At 42.9% G+C, this 16,984-nt stretch carries 15 protein-coding genes; 8 read left to right on the top strand and 7 right to left on the bottom strand.

The window, feature by feature from the left end:
• Positions 1 to 91: 91 nt before the first annotated feature.
• Together glnD and dapD are read left to right on the top strand one after the other, a co-directional pair.
• Positions 92 to 2,746 carry a bifunctional uridylyltransferase/uridylyl-removing protein GlnD gene (glnD, locus tag WDV74_RS02665; RefSeq protein WP_338884446.1) on the top strand — a complete coding sequence of 885 codons (2,655 nt, stop codon included), beginning with the start codon at positions 92 to 94 and terminating at the stop codon, positions 2,744 to 2,746.
• Between the two features lie 37 nt (positions 2,747 to 2,783).
• Complete coding sequence (dapD, locus tag WDV74_RS02660) at positions 2,784 to 3,608, top strand: 2,3,4,5-tetrahydropyridine-2,6-dicarboxylate N-succinyltransferase (protein WP_338884444.1); 825 nt, start codon at positions 2,784 to 2,786, stop codon at positions 3,606 to 3,608.
• 145 nt (positions 3,609 to 3,753) lie between these two features.
• Here the strand turns inward: dapD and WDV74_RS02655 are convergent, their stop codons facing one another.
• Positions 3,754 to 4,389: a hypothetical protein gene (locus WDV74_RS02655; protein WP_338884442.1), complete on the bottom strand. Its 636-nt coding sequence runs from the start codon at positions 4,387 to 4,389 to the stop codon at positions 3,754 to 3,756.
• 361 nt (positions 4,390 to 4,750) lie between these two features.
• Here WDV74_RS02655 and WDV74_RS02650 point away from each other — a divergent pair, with 361 nt between their 5' ends.
• Positions 4,751 to 5,137: a DUF3461 family protein gene (locus WDV74_RS02650; RefSeq protein WP_047769036.1), complete on the top strand. Its 387-nt coding sequence runs from the start codon at positions 4,751 to 4,753 to the stop codon at positions 5,135 to 5,137.
• An 84-nt stretch (positions 5,138 to 5,221) separates the two neighbouring features.
• Here WDV74_RS02650 and WDV74_RS02645 read toward each other — a convergent pair whose 3' ends face one another.
• The 4 genes from WDV74_RS02645 to syd all read right to left on the bottom strand — a co-directional run bounded on the left by WDV74_RS02645 (position 5,222) and on the right by syd (position 7,924).
• Positions 5,222 to 5,668 (bottom strand): flavodoxin, encoded by a 447-nt coding sequence (locus WDV74_RS02645; protein ID WP_338884440.1) that lies wholly within the window; start codon positions 5,666 to 5,668, stop codon positions 5,222 to 5,224.
• Between the two features lie 35 nt (positions 5,669 to 5,703).
• Positions 5,704 to 6,456 (bottom strand): tRNA pseudouridine(65) synthase TruC, encoded by a 753-nt coding sequence (truC, locus tag WDV74_RS02640; RefSeq protein WP_338884438.1) that lies wholly within the window; start codon positions 6,454 to 6,456, stop codon positions 5,704 to 5,706.
• A gap of 1 nt (position 6,457) precedes the next feature.
• Positions 6,458 to 6,784 carry a YqcC family protein gene (locus WDV74_RS02635; protein WP_338884436.1) on the bottom strand — a complete coding sequence of 109 codons (327 nt, stop codon included), beginning with the start codon at positions 6,782 to 6,784 and terminating at the stop codon, positions 6,458 to 6,460.
• A gap of 588 nt (positions 6,785 to 7,372) precedes the next feature.
• Positions 7,373 to 7,924, bottom strand: a complete 552-nt coding sequence (syd, locus tag WDV74_RS02630; protein WP_338884434.1) for a SecY-interacting protein — start codon at positions 7,922 to 7,924, stop codon at positions 7,373 to 7,375.
• A gap of 338 nt (positions 7,925 to 8,262) precedes the next feature.
• Between syd and WDV74_RS02625 the strand changes: the two genes are divergently transcribed.
• The 5 genes from WDV74_RS02625 (at position 8,263) to WDV74_RS02605 (ending at position 13,997) form a co-directional block, all read left to right on the top strand.
• On the top strand, positions 8,263 to 9,954 hold the full coding sequence (locus tag WDV74_RS02625; protein WP_338884432.1) for a cholesterol oxidase substrate-binding domain-containing protein: 1,692 nt from the start codon (positions 8,263 to 8,265) through the stop codon (positions 9,952 to 9,954).
• A 242-nt stretch (positions 9,955 to 10,196) separates the two neighbouring features.
• Entirely contained in the window at positions 10,197 to 11,042 is an 846-nt protein-coding gene (gene queF / locus WDV74_RS02620; protein ID WP_338884430.1) for an NADPH-dependent 7-cyano-7-deazaguanine reductase QueF, read from the top strand.
• A gap of 113 nt (positions 11,043 to 11,155) precedes the next feature.
• A complete protein-coding gene (gene ppnN, locus WDV74_RS02615; protein WP_338884427.1) occupies positions 11,156 to 12,523 on the top strand; it encodes a nucleotide 5'-monophosphate nucleosidase PpnN in 1,368 nt (455 codons plus the stop codon).
• Between the two features lie 21 nt (positions 12,524 to 12,544).
• Positions 12,545 to 13,303: a flap endonuclease Xni gene (gene xni, locus WDV74_RS02610; protein WP_338884425.1), complete on the top strand. Its 759-nt coding sequence runs from the start codon at positions 12,545 to 12,547 to the stop codon at positions 13,301 to 13,303.
• Positions 13,304 to 13,703: 400 nt separating this feature from the next.
• Complete coding sequence (locus WDV74_RS02605; protein WP_338884423.1) at positions 13,704 to 13,997, top strand: hypothetical protein; 294 nt, start codon at positions 13,704 to 13,706, stop codon at positions 13,995 to 13,997.
• 198 nt (positions 13,998 to 14,195) lie between these two features.
• Here the strand turns inward: WDV74_RS02605 and WDV74_RS02600 are convergent, their stop codons facing one another.
• Together WDV74_RS02600 and WDV74_RS02595 are read right to left on the bottom strand one after the other, a co-directional pair.
• Positions 14,196 to 15,524 carry a TolC family outer membrane protein gene (locus WDV74_RS02600; RefSeq protein ID WP_338885518.1) on the bottom strand — a complete coding sequence of 443 codons (1,329 nt, stop codon included), beginning with the start codon at positions 15,522 to 15,524 and terminating at the stop codon, positions 14,196 to 14,198.
• A 93-nt stretch (positions 15,525 to 15,617) separates the two neighbouring features.
• Positions 15,618 to 16,955, bottom strand: a complete 1,338-nt coding sequence (locus WDV74_RS02595) for an HlyD family type I secretion periplasmic adaptor subunit (RefSeq protein WP_338884421.1) — start codon at positions 16,953 to 16,955, stop codon at positions 15,618 to 15,620.
• Positions 16,956 to 16,984 lie beyond the last annotated feature (29 nt).

Raw genomic sequence — 16,984 nt, 5'->3', positions numbered from 1 at the left:
TGGGGACAAAACAGGACAATAACCCCTGTTCATCCTATTATTTTCTCAGTAATCTGATCATCATGAGTTTTCTCACGATAGGTTTCTGCATATGCCGGTTGATATCTCCTTAACGCAAGCCCCCGTTCCGCCTCTTTCTCCTGTGGAGTTTTCCCACGATGACCTGCAATTCCCCGCGCTTAAACAGCATATTGATGAATTCCAGCTCTGGCTTGAGCACGCATTCAAGGCAGGGATCTCAGCGGATGCACTGATTTACACCCGCAGTGACTATATTGATCAACTTTTAAAACGATTATGGCAGGAACAGGGATTTGATCAGATCAATTCCTTTTCCTTGATTGCGGTCGGTGGTTATGGTCGCCGCGAATTACATCCTCTCTCTGACATTGATCTATTGATTTTGAGCCAATCGCCATTGACTGAAACGCAATCAACTCGCCTTGGGCAGTTAATTGCCCTGCTTTGGGATATTCGTCTTGAAGTCGGCCACAGTGTCAGGACATTCGAAGAATGCCAGCAAAAAGGGCTTTCCGACCCCACTATCGCGACTAACCTCATTGAATCCCGTTTGATTTGTGGAGATTTATCTCTCTTTCTGCGCATGCAGAGATATATTTTCAGCGATGATTTCTGGCCATCCACTCAATTTTTTGCAGCTAAAATTACTGAACAAAGAAAACGTCACCGACGCTATCACAGCACCAGTTACAATCTGGAGCCTGATATCAAAAGCAGCCCAGGTGGACTACGCGATATTCACACATTACTTTGGGTCGCTCATCGCCATTTTGGTGCCACCTCCTTAGATGAAATGGTCAATTTTGGTTTCCTGACCCAGGAAGAACGCAATGAATTGAACGAGTGTCAGAATTTTCTCTGGCGTATCCGTTTTGCGCTCCATTTGGTTGTTACCCGTTACGATAACCGGTTGCTGTTCGAACACCAATTTAGTGTCGCCCAGCTGCTCGGCTATGAAGGGAAAAGAAATCAGCCGGTCGAGCAAATGATGAAAGATTTCTATCGCATGACTCGCCGTGTCAGTGAGCTAAATAACATGCTGCTGCAACTGTTTAATGAAGCCATTTTGGCCTTGCAGCCCAATGAAAAACCACGTTTCCTGAACACTGAGTTTCAATTGCGGGGAAACCTTATCGATCTCATTGATGAAACGCTATTTAGCCGTGATCCTACTTCAATCTTGAGAATGTTTTATCACATGGCTGAACATCGTGAAATTGAGGGGATCTATTCCACCACATTGCGCCAACTGCGTTATGCCCGTAGAAATCTGACCGCTCCGTTGTGTGAATATCCTAAAGCACGAAAAATTTTCATGGATATTCTGCGCCATCCCCATGCAGTTACAGGGGCATTACTCCCAATGCACCTTCATAGTGTCTTAGGGGCTTATATGCCTTTTTGGAGCAATATTGTCGGCCAGATGCAATTTGACCTTTTTCATGCTTATACCGTTGACGAACACACCATCCGCGTACTGCAAAAACTGGAAAGTTTTGCTGATGAAAATAACCGTGTGATCCACCCTCTGTGTGTTGAACTTTACCCACATCTTCCTCAACCAGAGCTATTACGGCTGGCCGCTTTTTTCCATGATATTGCTAAAGGACGCAATGGCGATCATTCTGAGCTTGGCGCTAAAGATGCCTTCACATTTGCGCGACAGCATGGTTTGACAAACCACGAAGCTGGATTAGTGGAATGGCTGGTTCGCGATCATCTGCTGATGTCAGTGACTGCACAACGTCGGGATATTCAAGATCCAGAAATCATTCAGCAATTTGCCAGCCAGGTTAAAAACCAAAACCGCCTTAATTACTTAGTCTGCCTGACCGTTGCTGATATTTGTGCTACCAACGCTAAACTCTGGAACAGCTGGAAACAAAGCCTGATACGTGAACTCTATTTCGCCACTGCAACGCAATTGCGCCAGGGAATTCAAAATACCCCTGATTTACGGGAACGAATCCGTCACAATCGCTTACAAGCATTAGCCCTTCTACGCCAGGAAAATATCGACGAACAGCGCTTACACAATATCTGGAGCCGTTGCCATGCAGATTATTTCCTGCGCCATACTCCCGACCAATTAGCGTGGCATGCTAGCCATTTAATCCATCACTCCCCTTTGGAACCCATGGTTTTGATCAGTACCGCCTTTTCTCACGGTGGTACAGAAATTTTTATTTGGTGCCAGGACCGGCCTTCGCTTTTTGCGGCCGTTGTTGGGGAATTGGACAAACGTAATTTAAGTGTCCATGATGCTCAAATCTTCACTAATCGTGATGAAATGGCGATGGATACATTTGTTGTTTTAGATCCTAATGGTCATCCACTGGCGTTTGATCGTCACGAACCTATCCGCCGTGCCTTATTGAAAGTCATGAACGATCCACATCCTAAAGTCCCAAAGGCACGCAATTTGCCTGCCAAGTTACGCCATTTTAATGTCCCAACCAAAGTTAACTTTTTACCAACAAAAAATGCTCGCCGTACTTATATGGAATTAGTTGCATTGGATCAGCCTGGATTATTGGCACGGGTAGGCAATATTTTCGCCGAATTGGGTGTTTCCTTACATGGCGCCCGCATTACGACTATTGGTGAACGTGTGGAAGACTTTTTTGTATTAGCGGATAAAGATCAAAACGCATTACATAAAAAAATCAGGGATGAACTATCAGAAAGGTTGACAGAGGCTCTCAACACACGAGATAAACTATAACAAGATTCTCTTAACAGAAATTAGGAACCGCATACTTATGCAGCAATTACAAACAACTATCGAAAATGCATTTGAAGATCGCGTTAATATCACCCCAACTACCGTTGATGGCACAACCCGCGATGCCATTAATCAGGTTATTCAAATGCTGGACAGTGGCAAACTGCGTGTCGCTGAAAAAATCGACGGCGAGTGGGTCACTCATCAATGGCTGAAAAAAGCGGTATTGCTTTCCTTCCGCATTAATGACAATCAGGTGATGGAAGGTGCTGAAAGTCGCTATTTCGACAAAGTGCCGATGAAATTCGCTGACTATGATCAGGCTCGTTTCGAAAAAGAAGGATTCCGTGTCGTACCTCCTGCAGCTGTCCGCCAAGGGGCTTATATTGCACGCAATACCGTACTGATGCCATCTTACGTCAACCTCGGTGCTTACGTGGATGAAGGCACAATGGTAGATACCTGGGCAACAGTCGGTTCCTGTGCACAGATCGGTAAAAATGTTCACTTATCCGGCGGAGTGGGCATTGGCGGTGTCCTGGAGCCATTACAGGCCAACCCAACCATCATTGAAGACAACTGCTTTATCGGTGCACGTTCTGAGATTGTAGAAGGCGTTATCGTAGAAGAAGGCTCCGTGATCTCAATGGGTGTTTACATCGGCCAAAGCACCAAAATCTATGATCGCGAAACCGGCGAAATCCATTATGGCCGCGTACCAGCGGGTTCTGTCGTTGTATCCGGTAATCTTCCATCAAAAGATGGCAGTTACAGCCTGTATTGTGCTGTTATTGTGAAAAAGGTTGATGCCAAAACCCGTGGCAAAGTGGGTATTAATGAACTGCTGAGAAATATTGACTAACGATATAAACTTTCTATTTCATAAATAAGTTAATAAGTTCACAGAATTACCGAGCGGCTATATATTATATAAATGTATAGCCGCTTCACTATCGATCCGGAGAAAACAATTTTTCGTCTATAGAAGATAACTTACTGAAACAATTCTATTGAATAGGTAACTCGTTTTTAGAAATGATTGCCAATCTATTTTGGTAGTGTTCAGGATCTCCCCATAACCAAATTTCTTGACTGCTAACATCATTTTGGGTCAGAATTTTGTGCAACTCACCAGAAATCATGTCATAAGAATAAACATGCATACTATATGCCAGTGCGTCATACATCCGATCCTGCCAAAAAGCCATACCGTCAGTTGTCTGGTTCATATCTGATACAATGACATCATACCGTTCAATTAAATAATCAAAGAATACCTTACCGGCTAAGTCACGTAGGACAGCTCGATGTTGAGGTGTCCTAATTCGCCACACAAGAATTTGTGTTACAGGGCGGCAATTTAATACAACATCCGGCTGTATAACTACCCTGTTATAATAAACAACTTCTTTAGAGACATCATTAATCAAGGCTAGCTCAAAATGAGACTGACTAATCCACTCCCCCAATCGGCCGTCGACACGAACCATACGATAGCCAGGAGAAAATACTAACCCTCTTATCTGATTTGTAATATCTGTTCCGCCCATTAATGAAATATAGAGGGCATGATTATCTGAGCCTTCGTTCAAATGAGCAAAGACTGCATTAATCTTTTCAGGATCCACCAATTTTTTTGGCATGTCTTCCTCTCAGCTCTACTTATCTAAATGGACAATATAGACAATATATACCAATCTAACTTCAAGATGCGTGTGATTTCATATCATGTTGTAAATTGCAACTTGAAGTTTAATGCGTATAGTTACCAAATTGATAAATATCTCTTGACATGATATTAGTTTGATTAGATCTTAAGTTCAATAAGAAAACATGTTACTTTATTGTCCTCTTGTTGTTCTACTTTTCTACTGAAAACTAACCTGTTTCGATTAGTATTTCCTCAATCCCCATTAACCATTTGACTTTTAACGATTATGAAATGGATAATAAATCCACTATTTTTAGCCTTTCCATTTCATTTAGATGACTAGGTGGCGCGTTATGTACGATAACTTGAAAAGTTTGGGGATCACACATCCTGAAGATATTGATCGCTATAGCCTCCGTCAGGAAGCGAATAACGACATTCTGAAGATTTATTTCCGCAAAGACAAAGGCGAATTTTTCGCCAAAAGCGTTAAATTTAAGTATCCACGCCAGTTAAAGACCATCTCTGACGCCCACTCTAGCCAGGGTTATAAAGAAGTCAAAGAGATAAACACCAACCTACGTTATGTCATTGAAGAGTTGGATCAGATCTGCAAACGTGATCAAATAGAAGTGGATTTGCAACGCAAAATCCTCGACGACTTACGCCATCTCGAACATGTCGTTGCGAATAAGATTGCAGAAATTGAAGCAGATTTAGAAAAGCTGGCCCGTAAATAAATTATGTCAGCTTGCTTATACACCGCTTATTTTCCCCAATTCTCGAACCCAATAAAGGTATAAGCGGTGTAGTCGTTCATTTCCTTACAACAAAGCCCCCCACTCTTCAATCCAGTTCTGAGCAAAGACTTCAGGTTCAACAACCTCAATTGCATCAATCAACAGTACCTCGCCGATTCGTTTGGCTCCCTGTTCCTGTAACAGTTCATCAAAAGTACGGCCACCACCACAGAAAGTGTCGTAACTGCTGTCACCTAACGCAATCACGCCGTAACTCAGATCGGGCTGATAGCCCAACTTATCATTTAATTCTGTATAGAGTGGCTGGATATTATCAGGCAGATCACCTTGTCCTGTTGTCGAAGTCACCACTAAGACAACGTGTTGCAAATACTCTTGCCATTGTTCTAAGGTTGCATCTTCAAAAACCACAACCTTATGCCCCTGCTGCTCAAGTATCTGCTGTGCTTCTTCTGCAACCGCTAACGCATTGCCATAAACTGTACCAACGAAAATACCAATCTTTGCCATAGATATTGATCCCTTTAATCAGTTTGATACTGCGTTCATTCATGAATAGTGAAACATTCCAGATCAGGCACAATACCCCGCCAACCAAATTGTTCAAGCAAATATTGCCATGATTGATCCCAACGCGCAGTGAGGAGAAGGTTCTCTCCTGTCACGGGATGCTTGAGTTGAAGGTGGCTGGCATGCAGCATTAACCTGCCAGTCTGATAATATTTAGCAACTCCTCGATTTTGTCGCAAATCGCCGTGCGTGGTATCCCCAATGATCGGGTGTCGAATATGTGCCATATGCCGCCGCAATTGATGCTTACGTCCCGTTTTTGGCATCAGCTCCAACAGACTGAAACGAGATGTTGGATAACGCCCTATCTCAACCGGACACTCTACTTTTGCCAACGAACGATAATAAGTAACGGCGGGTTGTGCTGCTCTATCTGTATCAGCAAATTTATCCGCAATTTTATCCAACTCTTCCATTAGGGCATAGTCGATAATATCATCACCTTCAACATAACCCCGCACAACTGCGTGATATGTTTTTTGTATAGTATGGAATTCAAATTGTTGTGCAAGTGTCCTGGCTACTTCGCTTGAAAGCGCCATCAATAAAACACCCGATGTTGGCCGATCCAGACGATGAACAGGGAAAACATGCTGTCCAATTTGATCGCGCAATGTTTGCATCACAAAAACAGTTTCATGGCGCGCCAACCAACTCCGGTGAACCAACCATCCGGCAGGCTTATTGACTGCAACAATATGTTTATCCTGATAAATAATCTCCAGCATATCAGGCATCCTGCGTAAACAGGTTGTCCAATGCCCGTAAGTGTTCAAGTAAAGGGAAAAAACGCTCTACTTCTTCTTTATACACTTCTTCAAAATATGGGGCGATGGTAAATGCCGTTGGTAAACAGGCTTTTTGTTCTATCAAGGCGCGCATCCTTGGAATTAATACCCACTGGAGCCACTCTTCTGCTGACATGGTATCAATGGAAAAAGGTTCGATACTTTCAAAGGCTTCTGGCTTAGGCGGATAATTTTGCCATATGCCTACCGTTTTCATGGTAGCTTCAATTAATTGCAATTTATGTAGAATTTGTTTCTCGATACTCATGATGTTTCGTCTGATGCTTGTCTATTGCTCAGATGACAAAAACTGCCACCGTGTCATTGGGACATAAGAGTATCATTGATACGATTTCAGCGGAAAAATTACGACAGGAAAAATGGCGGCAATAGTTAAAAGTAAATAGTTAGAATGGAGTTAAGAGGAGAGATTTTCTCTCTCCTCTTGAGTGGCTGTCATAGCAATCCTGCTACATGGGGTGCTTCCTGCTAATTTCCCTGACAAAATACATCCTTGTCAGTTATCCTTTATTCAATCATTATACTAATGGTTTTTAGCGTTCCTGCTTGTACCTAATCATCCTTGCACCATCTTCCCGATGGATTTATTCCCTGGTTATTGTTTTACAATGGTTCCTTGCGGAACAGTGAAAGGATCTACGATCCAGCCTCTTGAAACAAGCCACTGAATCAGAATCGTAAGCAATATGAAAAATTCACATTGAGATAAAATTACACATGTTATTGATATAGAATAAAAATAATTTCAATGAATAATATTCACGTCATGATTAGAAGAAATATCTCACGTAAAATGTGAGATATCTCTTACAAAAAAGCCAATCAATATCTGCAATCAATTGCACACAACGGGATTGATAACCGAAAGGAAACTTGTCAAATCTGCGGATAAAACTTTCCGCTCCTGGCTGCCAAACCGTTCAAGAATCACTTGCCCTGTCAAATTACACAAAGAAATCAATCCCATATCGGAATCAGTCGTCCCAATAAAGACGGTAGGTGAGAGCTTTAACCGCTTCTGTGTCACAAGATGACCAATCAGATTTTCCTGCAAGCGAATGAAATCATCTTCACTCCATACCTGAATTAGGCTGAAATTTTGCCCGGCAAAACTGGCAGTCATATCACCCGCAAACTGCATCACATAGTAATCATGGATAGCATCCTGCAAACGGATCTCCAGTGCAGTTTCTACCTTACTAAGTTTTTCTTGGGCAGAAAACGACCGTGGAAGCCAATACACCACACCATCTCCCGTACGCTCGATACAAGGTGAAGGTATGCCATACAACTCACTGCTGGCTGGCGGAAACCCTGTTTTCTCTTGCCATAATTCAACATAACGTCGGGTAAAGTCAGAGAGTGCCTCTGTCACATTAAAGGTCATATTATTATATCATCCCTATTTTCAGGCTTATAAAAGTGATGTTACCATCTTAATGAAAAAATGTTGATATAGCCTAATTCTTTTCAAGAGTCTTAAATATATTCCAATCAATTATTGGATTCATCATAGCTTTATATTCTATAACAAATAAGATCCATCTAAAAATAAAAACCATAATATATTAAATATCAGACATATTTTCACATCCACTGATACATAATAGCCACTAGCTATTAAAATGATAATTTTCTTTAAAAAAAATTAATAACAAGTAGGTTGACCGTTGAATTCATATTCAAACATCATCTCCTAGAAATTGAAAAATAAGGAAATAGAATATGTCATCCAAAGAACCAATTAAACAAGAAGATATTGACTTACAAAAACCAATAATTAATGAAATAGAATTTAATTTATACAACTTTCCCAAAGAGGTAACCTGGAAAACTATTAATTTTAAGAATTGGTCTGGAGAAATTAGTGCCAATAATATGCCATGCTGCATACCAAAAACGGTTGAAGAAGTCATTTCCGTTGCCAATTGGGCATGGAAAGAAAATTATAAATTAAGGCCTATTGGGCAATCACATAATTGGTCTCCACTCATATTGGGATCAGGAAAAAGTCCCAAAGATAATATTATGTTAATGGATCTTTCTGCTCATTTCACCCATGTCAATATCGAGCATCGCTCCCAATTTTGCCTGGTGACCGCACAAACGGGCATCCTGATGGAAACGTTGATGACCCAAATGGAAGAACAGGGCCTGGGCTTTACTGCCACACCTGCTCCTGGTGATTTAACACTCGGCGCGGTTCTCGCAATAAACGGGCATGGAACTGCCATTAAAGCTGTTGACGAAATCCCACTTCCTGGACACACATTTGGTTCTCTGAGTAACACGATATTATCCCTGTCTGCTGTTGTATGGGATAAAGAAAGTCAGCAATATACGGTTAAACGTTTTGAACGCAATGAACCTGATTGTGCACCGCTACTCACGCATATTGGCTGCGCCCTAATTTTAGAAGTGCAATTTCAGGCGGGTAAAAATCAACGCCTTCGGTGTCAAAGTTTTACCGATATCCCTGCAGATGAGTTATTTTCCCTGCCAGAAAACGCGAAAGAAAAACGGACGTTTAGTTATTTTCTGGATCAAAGTGGTCGGGCTGAAATCATTTTATTTCCCTTTACCAAGAAGCCGTGGCTAAAAGTCTGGAGTGTGGCACCAACCAAACCAGCCACCAGCATCGAGGTAACAACGCCTTATAACTATCCATTTTCCGACAATATTTCATTAACTTTATCAGATATCGTGGAGGATGCGGTTACTGCATTCCCATTTATAACGCCTTTAATAAATCAAATACAATATCAGCATGTCCATGATTCTTTGCAAAATAGGGGAAAAGATATCTGGGGTTGGAGTAAGAACCTGTTGTTATATGTCAAGCCAACCACATTGCGTGTTACAGCAAATGGTTATGCGATATTGACACAACGTACTCACATCCAGCTTGTAATGAACAAATTTTATACCCAATGGGGGGCACTCATACAACAATATGAAGAACAACTAAAATATCCCATCAATAGTCCTCTTGAAGTGAGGGTAACGGGATTAGATGATCCTGCTGAAGTCATGGTAACAGGAGCAACGGTTCCCAGTTTATCCGCCATTCGTCCCCGTTTAGATCATCCAGAATGGGATGTGGCTGTTTGGATTGACGTTTTGACTTTTCCAAAAACCCCCGATGCTATTGAATTTTTTCGCCAACTTGAACAATGGCTATTCAACGAATTTGACGGTTCTTATGCCTCTGCTCGTGTTGAATGGAGTAAAGGCTGGGCTTATGGTTCTAAAACTGCATGGGAAGATAAAGAGATATTAACCAAAACAATCCCAACTTCATTAACTGATGGCTTGCCTGCTGATAACAACTGGGCTTCGGCAGTTTCAGCATTACAAAAGTACGATCCACATCATTTATTTAGATCACCATTATTGGATACATTGCTGTCCGATTAATTGCTTTCTGGTTAATAGCCCCCTAATAAATAGTAGATATAGCAATATATCTACTATTTAATTCAGCTTGCCTAGCCATCACGCTAATCACATCAACAATAATGTTAGTTCGATAACTCTGGGGGAAAAAAATACGAACCATTTGGATTCCTTGATACACTACAGATGATTTTAGTCATCAAGACGCTCTTTGTTGTAAAGACCATCTCGATCATAAAATTTTTCAGCCTTAAGGAATTCTAATGTCTTTATATCAAGATAATCATGCACTTTCCCAACTCACATTGGGTAAACCAACCCCTTACCGCGATAACTACGATCCGACTTTATTACAAGCGGTTCCCCGCAGTATGAACCGGGAACCACTTGGGCTGTTTCCTGATAATCTCCCTTTTCATGGTGCAGATATCTGGACAATGTACGAACTCTCCTGGCTCAACGCACGTGGCGTTCCTCAAGTTGCCATCGGTCACGTCAACTTGGATGCGGCCAGTGAAAACCTTATCGAATCAAAAAGCTTTAAACTTTATCTCAACAGCTTTAACCAAACCCGTTTTGCTGATTGGGAAACGGTACAAAAAACGTTGCAACAAGATTTATCTGCTTGCGCCAATGGCAATATTGAAGTGGTTCTGCATCCCCTGCACGATTTCAGCCAACAGCCAATTGCCGAATTTGCCGGAAACTGCATCGATAATCAGGACATTGAAATTGATGATTATCAATTCAGTCGCGATTATCTTAACAACGCAGCCACTGGCCCTGTCGTTGAAGAAACCCTGGTTAGCCATTTGCTAAAATCAAATTGCCTGATCACCAACCAACCCGATTGGGGATCGGTTATGATCCGCTATCAAGGCCCAAAAATCGATCAGGAAAAGTTATTGCGCTACTTAGTTTCTTTCCGGCATCACAATGAATTTCACGAACAATGTGTTGAGCGTATTTTCAATGACTTAATGACATTATGTGCACCTGAAAAACTCACTGTTTATGCACGCTATACCCGTCGGGGAGGGTTGGATATCAATCCGTGGCGCAGTAACGAAGCGTTTATTCCTGCAAGAGAAAGGTTAGCCCGTCAGTAATCGAAATAACTTGGATGAGTGACCGCTAGCTAAACTGTGGATAAAGTCAGTTATACCCAATAGGGTATAAATCATTACTGAGGAATCCCCACAAGGGGTAAAAGGAGTCATTCTTGATTACACATGTCAATCCATTAGGATCAATGGATTTACTCTCTCAGCTTGAAGTAGATATGCTCAAGCGTACCGCAAGCAGTGATTTATACCGCCTTTTCCGTAATTGTTCACTGGCGGTTCTTAATTCAGGTAGTCAAACAGATAACAGTAAGGAATTACTCTCAAAATATCAAAATTTTGATATCAACGTACTGCGCAGAGAGCGTGGCGTAAAACTGAAACTGATTAATCCCCCCGAAGAAGCCTTTGTCGATGGTAAAATCATCCGTTCCCTGCAAGCCAATCTTTTTGCAGTACTGCGCGATATTTTGTTTGTCCACGCGCAAATTACCGATGCACAAAAAAGACATCATTTGGACATGGGAAATGGTATGCACATTACCAATACCATTTTCTCCATCCTACGCAACGCCAAGGCACTGCATATCTCAGAAGATCCTAATATGATTGTTTGTTGGGGCGGCCATTCCATTAATGAGAAAGAGTACTTGTATGGACGCAAGGTGGGCAATGAGCTTGGATTACGTGAACTGAATATCTGTACGGGTTGTGGTCCTGGTGCAATGGAAGCACCGATGAAAGGCGCCGCAGTGGGACATGCCCAACAGAATTACAAAAAAAGTCGTTTTATCGGCATCACAGAACCTTCAATTATTGCGGCAGAACCCCCTAATCCGCTGGTGAATGAACTCATTATCATGCCTGATATTGAAAAACGTCTGGAGGCCTTTGTCCGTATTGCCCATGGCATCATTATCTTCCCTGGCGGAGTGGGAACGGCAGAAGAATTGCTGTATTTGTTGTCTATCCTGATGCATCCTGAAAACAAAGATCAAGTTCTGCCGCTGGTTCTGACTGGCCCCAAAGAGAGCGCCAATTACTTCCAGGTGCTGGATGAATTTATCGTTAATACCCTGGGGGAGCAGGCTCGCCATCACTATCGCATTATTGTCGATGCCCCTTCAGAAGTCGCACGTATAATGAAAAAAGCCATGCCGAAAGTCAAAGAAAAGCGCCGCGCAACCGGAGATGCCTATAGCTTCAACTGGTCACTGAAAATCAGCTCTGATCTACAATCGCCATTCATACCAACCCATGAAAACATGGCTGACTTGAATTTATACCCAAACCAACCAGCGGAAAAACTTGCCTCAGCGCTACGGCGCGCATTTTCTGGTATTGTGGCGGGTAATGTCAAAGAAGTGGGTATCCACGCTATAGAGAAACATGGGGTATTCAAGATCCACGGCGATGCAGATATCATGCATCGCATGGATAACCTCCTGCAAGATTTTGTCGAGCAAGATCGCATGAAACTTCCCGGAGGCGCTGCTTATGAACCCTGTTATGAGATAATCAAATAAATCACGGGTACTTTTTCTCAAATGATACATCTTTTAATTGTGGACGCCTTAAACCTGATTCGACGCATCCATGCAGTGCAAGGAAGCCCTTGTGTTCCTGCCTGTGAACACGCGTTAAAGCAGTTAATCGTCCACGCATCACCTACCCACGCGGTTGCGGTATTTGATGAAGATGGCCGCAACCATAGCTGGCGTCACCATCTTTTCCCTGATTACAAAGCAGGTCGCCCTGCCATGCCGGACAACTTGCAGCAAGAATTGCCCTTAATTAAGCAGGCATTCAATGCGCTAGGGGTAACTTGCTGGCACGCAGAAGGGCATGAAGCGGATGATTTAGCCGCAACACTGGCAACCAAAGTCGCCAATAGCGGGCATAATGTCACTATCGTTTCAACGGATAAAGGCTATTGCCAGCTCCTTTCACCCAATATCCAAATTCGTGATTATTTCCAAAAACGTTGGCTGGATCTGCCTTTTGTCTTGCACGAGTTTGGCGTTGAACCTGGCCAACTTCCCGATTACTGGGGGCTTGCAGGTATCAGTAGCAGTAAAATTCCTGGCATTCAGGGAATTGGCCCCAAAACGGCCGCCACACTGCTGCAACAAGCGGATTCGCTGGATAATCTATTCCAAAATCTGGATGCCCTGCCGGATAAATGGCGAAAAAAATTAGCGTCTCATAAAGAAATGGCTTATCTCTGCCGCCAAATTGCTTCGTTAAGAACAGATTTGTCTCTACAGGGGAATTTGCAGCAACTGAGACTGACTGATACCAGATAGGTGAATTCTTAATACAATAAATAGATAACCCCCCAATCACGAATACATTATGGGATTGGGGATATAAATAGGTTCTTATAATCTATATTCTTTTAAAATGCTCGATTAACAATATACTCAACAAATGTTTTTTTCGAAGCTAGATAACTCTCCGAGCAGAGTACACCGTATACTACCAAAACTCAGTCTATATTTTTATTAAAGGCACCCAGTTTATTAGTTTTCATCCAGCCAAAAGTCAACAGGTGAACGATTATTTAGATTTTTTTCCATATCTTTCATTACAGCCCACGACAAGTTTAAATTTTGATATGAAACTGTATAGTTCAAATGGTGGTAATGGGGCTAGTAGTGATACTAAGTAACTGATTGTTAATATAAAGTAATTTAGGGTAATTACATGATTAATAAAAATTTGTTTTTTTTGTTTAGCTTAACTATGCCTCTACTATTTTCTACATCAAGCTATTCAGCACAAATAAATGAAACTGTTAACTGCTCTGTCCTTGACGGGGAAAAAGGTGAAAATGGTAAGAATGGTACTCCTGATTGTAAAAATGGAGGTAACGGCGGCAATGGTGTAACTGGTAAAAATAATGGAAGAGGTGGAGATGGTGGCAATGGTGTAAATGGAGGCAATGGTGGAGATGGTGGAGATGGTGGAGATGGTGAGGGTGGAACTGATGAGGTATAAAATACAACCAACCCCACATTGACTCAGATTTTCTCTGTTAATACGACAGAACCATCAAAAATATTAATTTTAGTTATTAAATTTTAAATATAAAAAACCAGCATAACCCGCTAATAGGATATGCTGATTATTCTTCCCTATAACTTAATAGCAAATTATCACGGCGTTATTTAATAACGATGTCTTACATGAAATAACTCAACCAAAATAATCAGAAATTAACTGAATATGTTCACCCTGTAATTGGCCGGATTCATCTAATAACCCAATCCACGCTTTCATATAGTCATATTTTGCCTGAGAGAGTTCACGACGGGCGGTATAAAGCTGTTGCTCGGCATTCAATATATCGACATTTACCCGCTGCCCCAACGCCACACTTTTTTGCGTCGCTTTTACTTGTAATGCAGCCGCTTCCACCGCCGTTTCATAGGCGCGTATCCGTTTTTCACCATTCACACAAGCGTTATAGTTGCGCCGCAGTGCATTCAGGGTTTCCCCCGTCTGCGCATCCATTTCGAATTTAGTCTTGCCATAATTTGCGGCTGATTGGCGCACCGCTGCCGCAGTGCCTCCGCCATTATAGAGATTCATGGACAGTCGTAAGCCAATGGAATCCGTCCGGTATTTTTGGTCGATACTGTTATCGCTACTGGATTTATTTTCACTATGGGAAGCATAGAGTTCCAGTTTCGGCAGATATCCCGCCCGGTTACGCTCAATATCATGGTACGCCACATCTACTTTCTGGCGGGCAGCAGCCAGTTGTGGATTCTGACGTAATGCCCGTTGTTCCCAATCAGCGTAGTGTTCTAAATCCAATTTAATGGTTTTAAACCGTGGGGAATTAGATAAACGCTTAACCGGTACATCTGCGGGCAACGGTACACCAACTAATAACTGCAAGCCACGAATAGCAGCATCCAGTTCATCTTGCACCGCTAATTCATCAGCCAAGACCTGACTGTAACGCGCCTGGGTTTCCGCTACATCGGTACGGGTGCCTTCACCGGAAGCAAACAATTTCTGGTTGCGTTCCAGTTGCTCCTCATAAGCCGCCCGCTGTTGCACAACCTGTGCCAATCGATCCTGCGTATAAGCTACGGCCACATAACTGTTCACTACCCTGACCGCCAATTGCTGGCTATCCGCCCGAAAGCGACTATCACTCATCAAAGCATAAGCCTGACGGGTTCGATAACGCGCCCATACCTCGAAATCGATCACAGGTTGGGTCAAAATAATCGCACCACTATAGCTGTCATACTGTCGATCACGGCTCTCTTTGATGCTTCTTCCCCGCTGGTCTAAAGATTGCGAATCCATCCTCTGCCAATTTTTGGGCGCATTCTGGTAACTAAAAGATAACTTGGGCAACAATTCCGCCAGCCCAAGATTTTTCTCCTCCTGTCCCGCTTCCTGCTCTTTAATCGCAGCCTGAAACGTTGGATCATGCTGCAATGCCAGCGCATAAGCCTCCGTTAAGGAAAGCGCGCTGGCAAAACGGGGAAATATCAATATCGACATCAGCAACACTGATGCTGGCAAGAATTTCCTGAAAAATAGGGGGGATAAAGAAGTCCGTCTATTGGTAAAACTGTGATACATCAACATTCCCTATTACTCCTCAATCAGTGAGGTAGACGCCCTGTCCATTAATGGTTTGAACAGATAACTCAACAACGAACGCGAACCTGTTTTGACGAATACTTCAACCGGCATCCCCGGTTTGATATTCAATCCTGCCAGTTTCTCCATGCCTTCAGGACTGACTTTCAATCGCATCTGATAGTAAGGCTCTCTTGTCCGCTCATCCACCAAACGGTCAGCCGAAACCACCATCACCTTGCCCGTGACTTTCGGTGTCCGGTTCTGGTTAAACGCAGTAAACATCAAATCAACATCTTGCCCCACGGTCACTTTATCAATCAGGTTCACCATCAAACGCGCCTCAACTTCCAGCGCACGCTGAGTTGGCAAGATCTCCATTAATTTCTCACCCGCCGCCACGACGCCACCTTGGGTAAACACGGTTAACCCAACCACTGAACCATCCACTGGCGCAATAATAGAAGTATGTGACCGATCAAATTGTGCCGTTTCCAGCTTATTTCCCAGCTCATTCGCCAGAACCTGTACATCGGCCAATTGGCTGCGCACTTCACGTTGATAATCTGCCTGACGCTGGATAATCCGCTGCTGCGTTTCCTGCCGCTGCTTTTCAAGCTGACCAACTTTTCCTGTCATTTCCGCGATACTGCCACTTAATTCACTTTGGCTACGCAGTAATTCCAGATAACGGTTGCGGGGGAAATAACCCTCTTCCGTCAAGGGCCGCAAATTCGTCACCTGTTCCTTAAGCGAAACTTGCTGCTGCTGTTTACTCACCAAAGCTTCCCGTAACCCCTTGATTTGAAAATTCAGTCCCTCTTCGGCTTGCTGCATTCCCGCCAAATCACTGCGCAACATTTCACGACGTGATAAAAAAAGCTGTCTTTGCAAGGCCAGAGTCTCGTTAATGCGTGGCTCCGACGGCTGATCCAATAACATCGGCGGAAAAATAATAGCGTCCTGTCCTTGCTGCTCGGCCAAAAGTCGGGCTTCTGTTGCCAGTGTGGTATAAAACTGCTGCTTCAGGGAGTCAATTTGTGCATTAACCTGCACCTGACTGAGCTGAACCAAAACCTGCCCAGCCTTTACGTGTTCCCCCTCTTTCACCTGAATTTGGCTGATAATGCCATTAAACGGAGACTGTATCGTTTTGCGATTACCATCAACGACGACAGTACCAGAAGAAGCCACCCCCTTATCGAGTGGCGCAAATGCTGACCAGATAAAAAATCCCACAATACCAAGCCCAATAATCAACCAACCTATTCGCAGGTAACGATTTGCATCCAGCGGCAATAATTCCGACACCTCATTTTGGGCATCCTTTGCGTTAGTCTGATAAGACATCTTTACTCCCAGATCGAAATATCCCAAGG

Source organism: Xenorhabdus sp. TH1 (genome assembly GCF_037260955.1).
Lineage (GTDB): Bacteria > Pseudomonadota > Gammaproteobacteria > Enterobacterales > Enterobacteriaceae > Xenorhabdus > Xenorhabdus griffiniae.
Note: the sequence above shows the minus strand (reverse complement) of the source record. Positions and strands in the feature narration are given on the sequence as shown.

What these genes read in the sequence shown, in the direction of transcription:
- glnD (WP_338884446.1), top strand. Translation starts at nt 92, where the DNA reads ATGCCGGTTGATATCTCCTTAACGCAAGCCCCCGTTCCGCCTCTTTCT.
- dapD (WP_338884444.1), top strand. Translation starts at nt 2,784, where the DNA reads ATGCAGCAATTACAAACAACTATCGAAAATGCATTTGAAGATCGCGTT.
- WDV74_RS02655 (WP_338884442.1), bottom strand. Translation starts at nt 4,389, where the DNA reads ATGCCAAAAAAATTGGTGGATCCTGAAAAGATTAATGCAGTCTTTGCT.
- WDV74_RS02650 (WP_047769036.1), top strand. Translation starts at nt 4,751, where the DNA reads ATGTACGATAACTTGAAAAGTTTGGGGATCACACATCCTGAAGATATT.
- WDV74_RS02645 (WP_338884440.1), bottom strand. Translation starts at nt 5,668, where the DNA reads ATGGCAAAGATTGGTATTTTCGTTGGTACAGTTTATGGCAATGCGTTA.
- truC (WP_338884438.1), bottom strand. Translation starts at nt 6,456, where the DNA reads ATGCTGGAGATTATTTATCAGGATAAACATATTGTTGCAGTCAATAAG.
- WDV74_RS02635 (WP_338884436.1), bottom strand. Translation starts at nt 6,784, where the DNA reads ATGAGTATCGAGAAACAAATTCTACATAAATTGCAATTAATTGAAGCT.
- syd (WP_338884434.1), bottom strand. Translation starts at nt 7,924, where the DNA reads ATGACCTTTAATGTGACAGAGGCACTCTCTGACTTTACCCGACGTTAT.
- WDV74_RS02625 (WP_338884432.1), top strand. Translation starts at nt 8,263, where the DNA reads ATGTCATCCAAAGAACCAATTAAACAAGAAGATATTGACTTACAAAAA.
- queF (WP_338884430.1), top strand. Translation starts at nt 10,197, where the DNA reads ATGTCTTTATATCAAGATAATCATGCACTTTCCCAACTCACATTGGGT.
- xni (WP_338884425.1), top strand. Translation starts at nt 12,545, where the DNA reads ATGATACATCTTTTAATTGTGGACGCCTTAAACCTGATTCGACGCATC.
- WDV74_RS02605 (WP_338884423.1), top strand. Translation starts at nt 13,704, where the DNA reads ATGATTAATAAAAATTTGTTTTTTTTGTTTAGCTTAACTATGCCTCTA.
- WDV74_RS02600 (WP_338885518.1), bottom strand. Translation starts at nt 15,524, where the DNA reads ATGTCGATATTGATATTTCCCCGTTTTGCCAGCGCGCTTTCCTTAACG.
- WDV74_RS02595 (WP_338884421.1), bottom strand. Translation starts at nt 16,955, where the DNA reads ATGTCTTATCAGACTAACGCAAAGGATGCCCAAAATGAGGTGTCGGAA.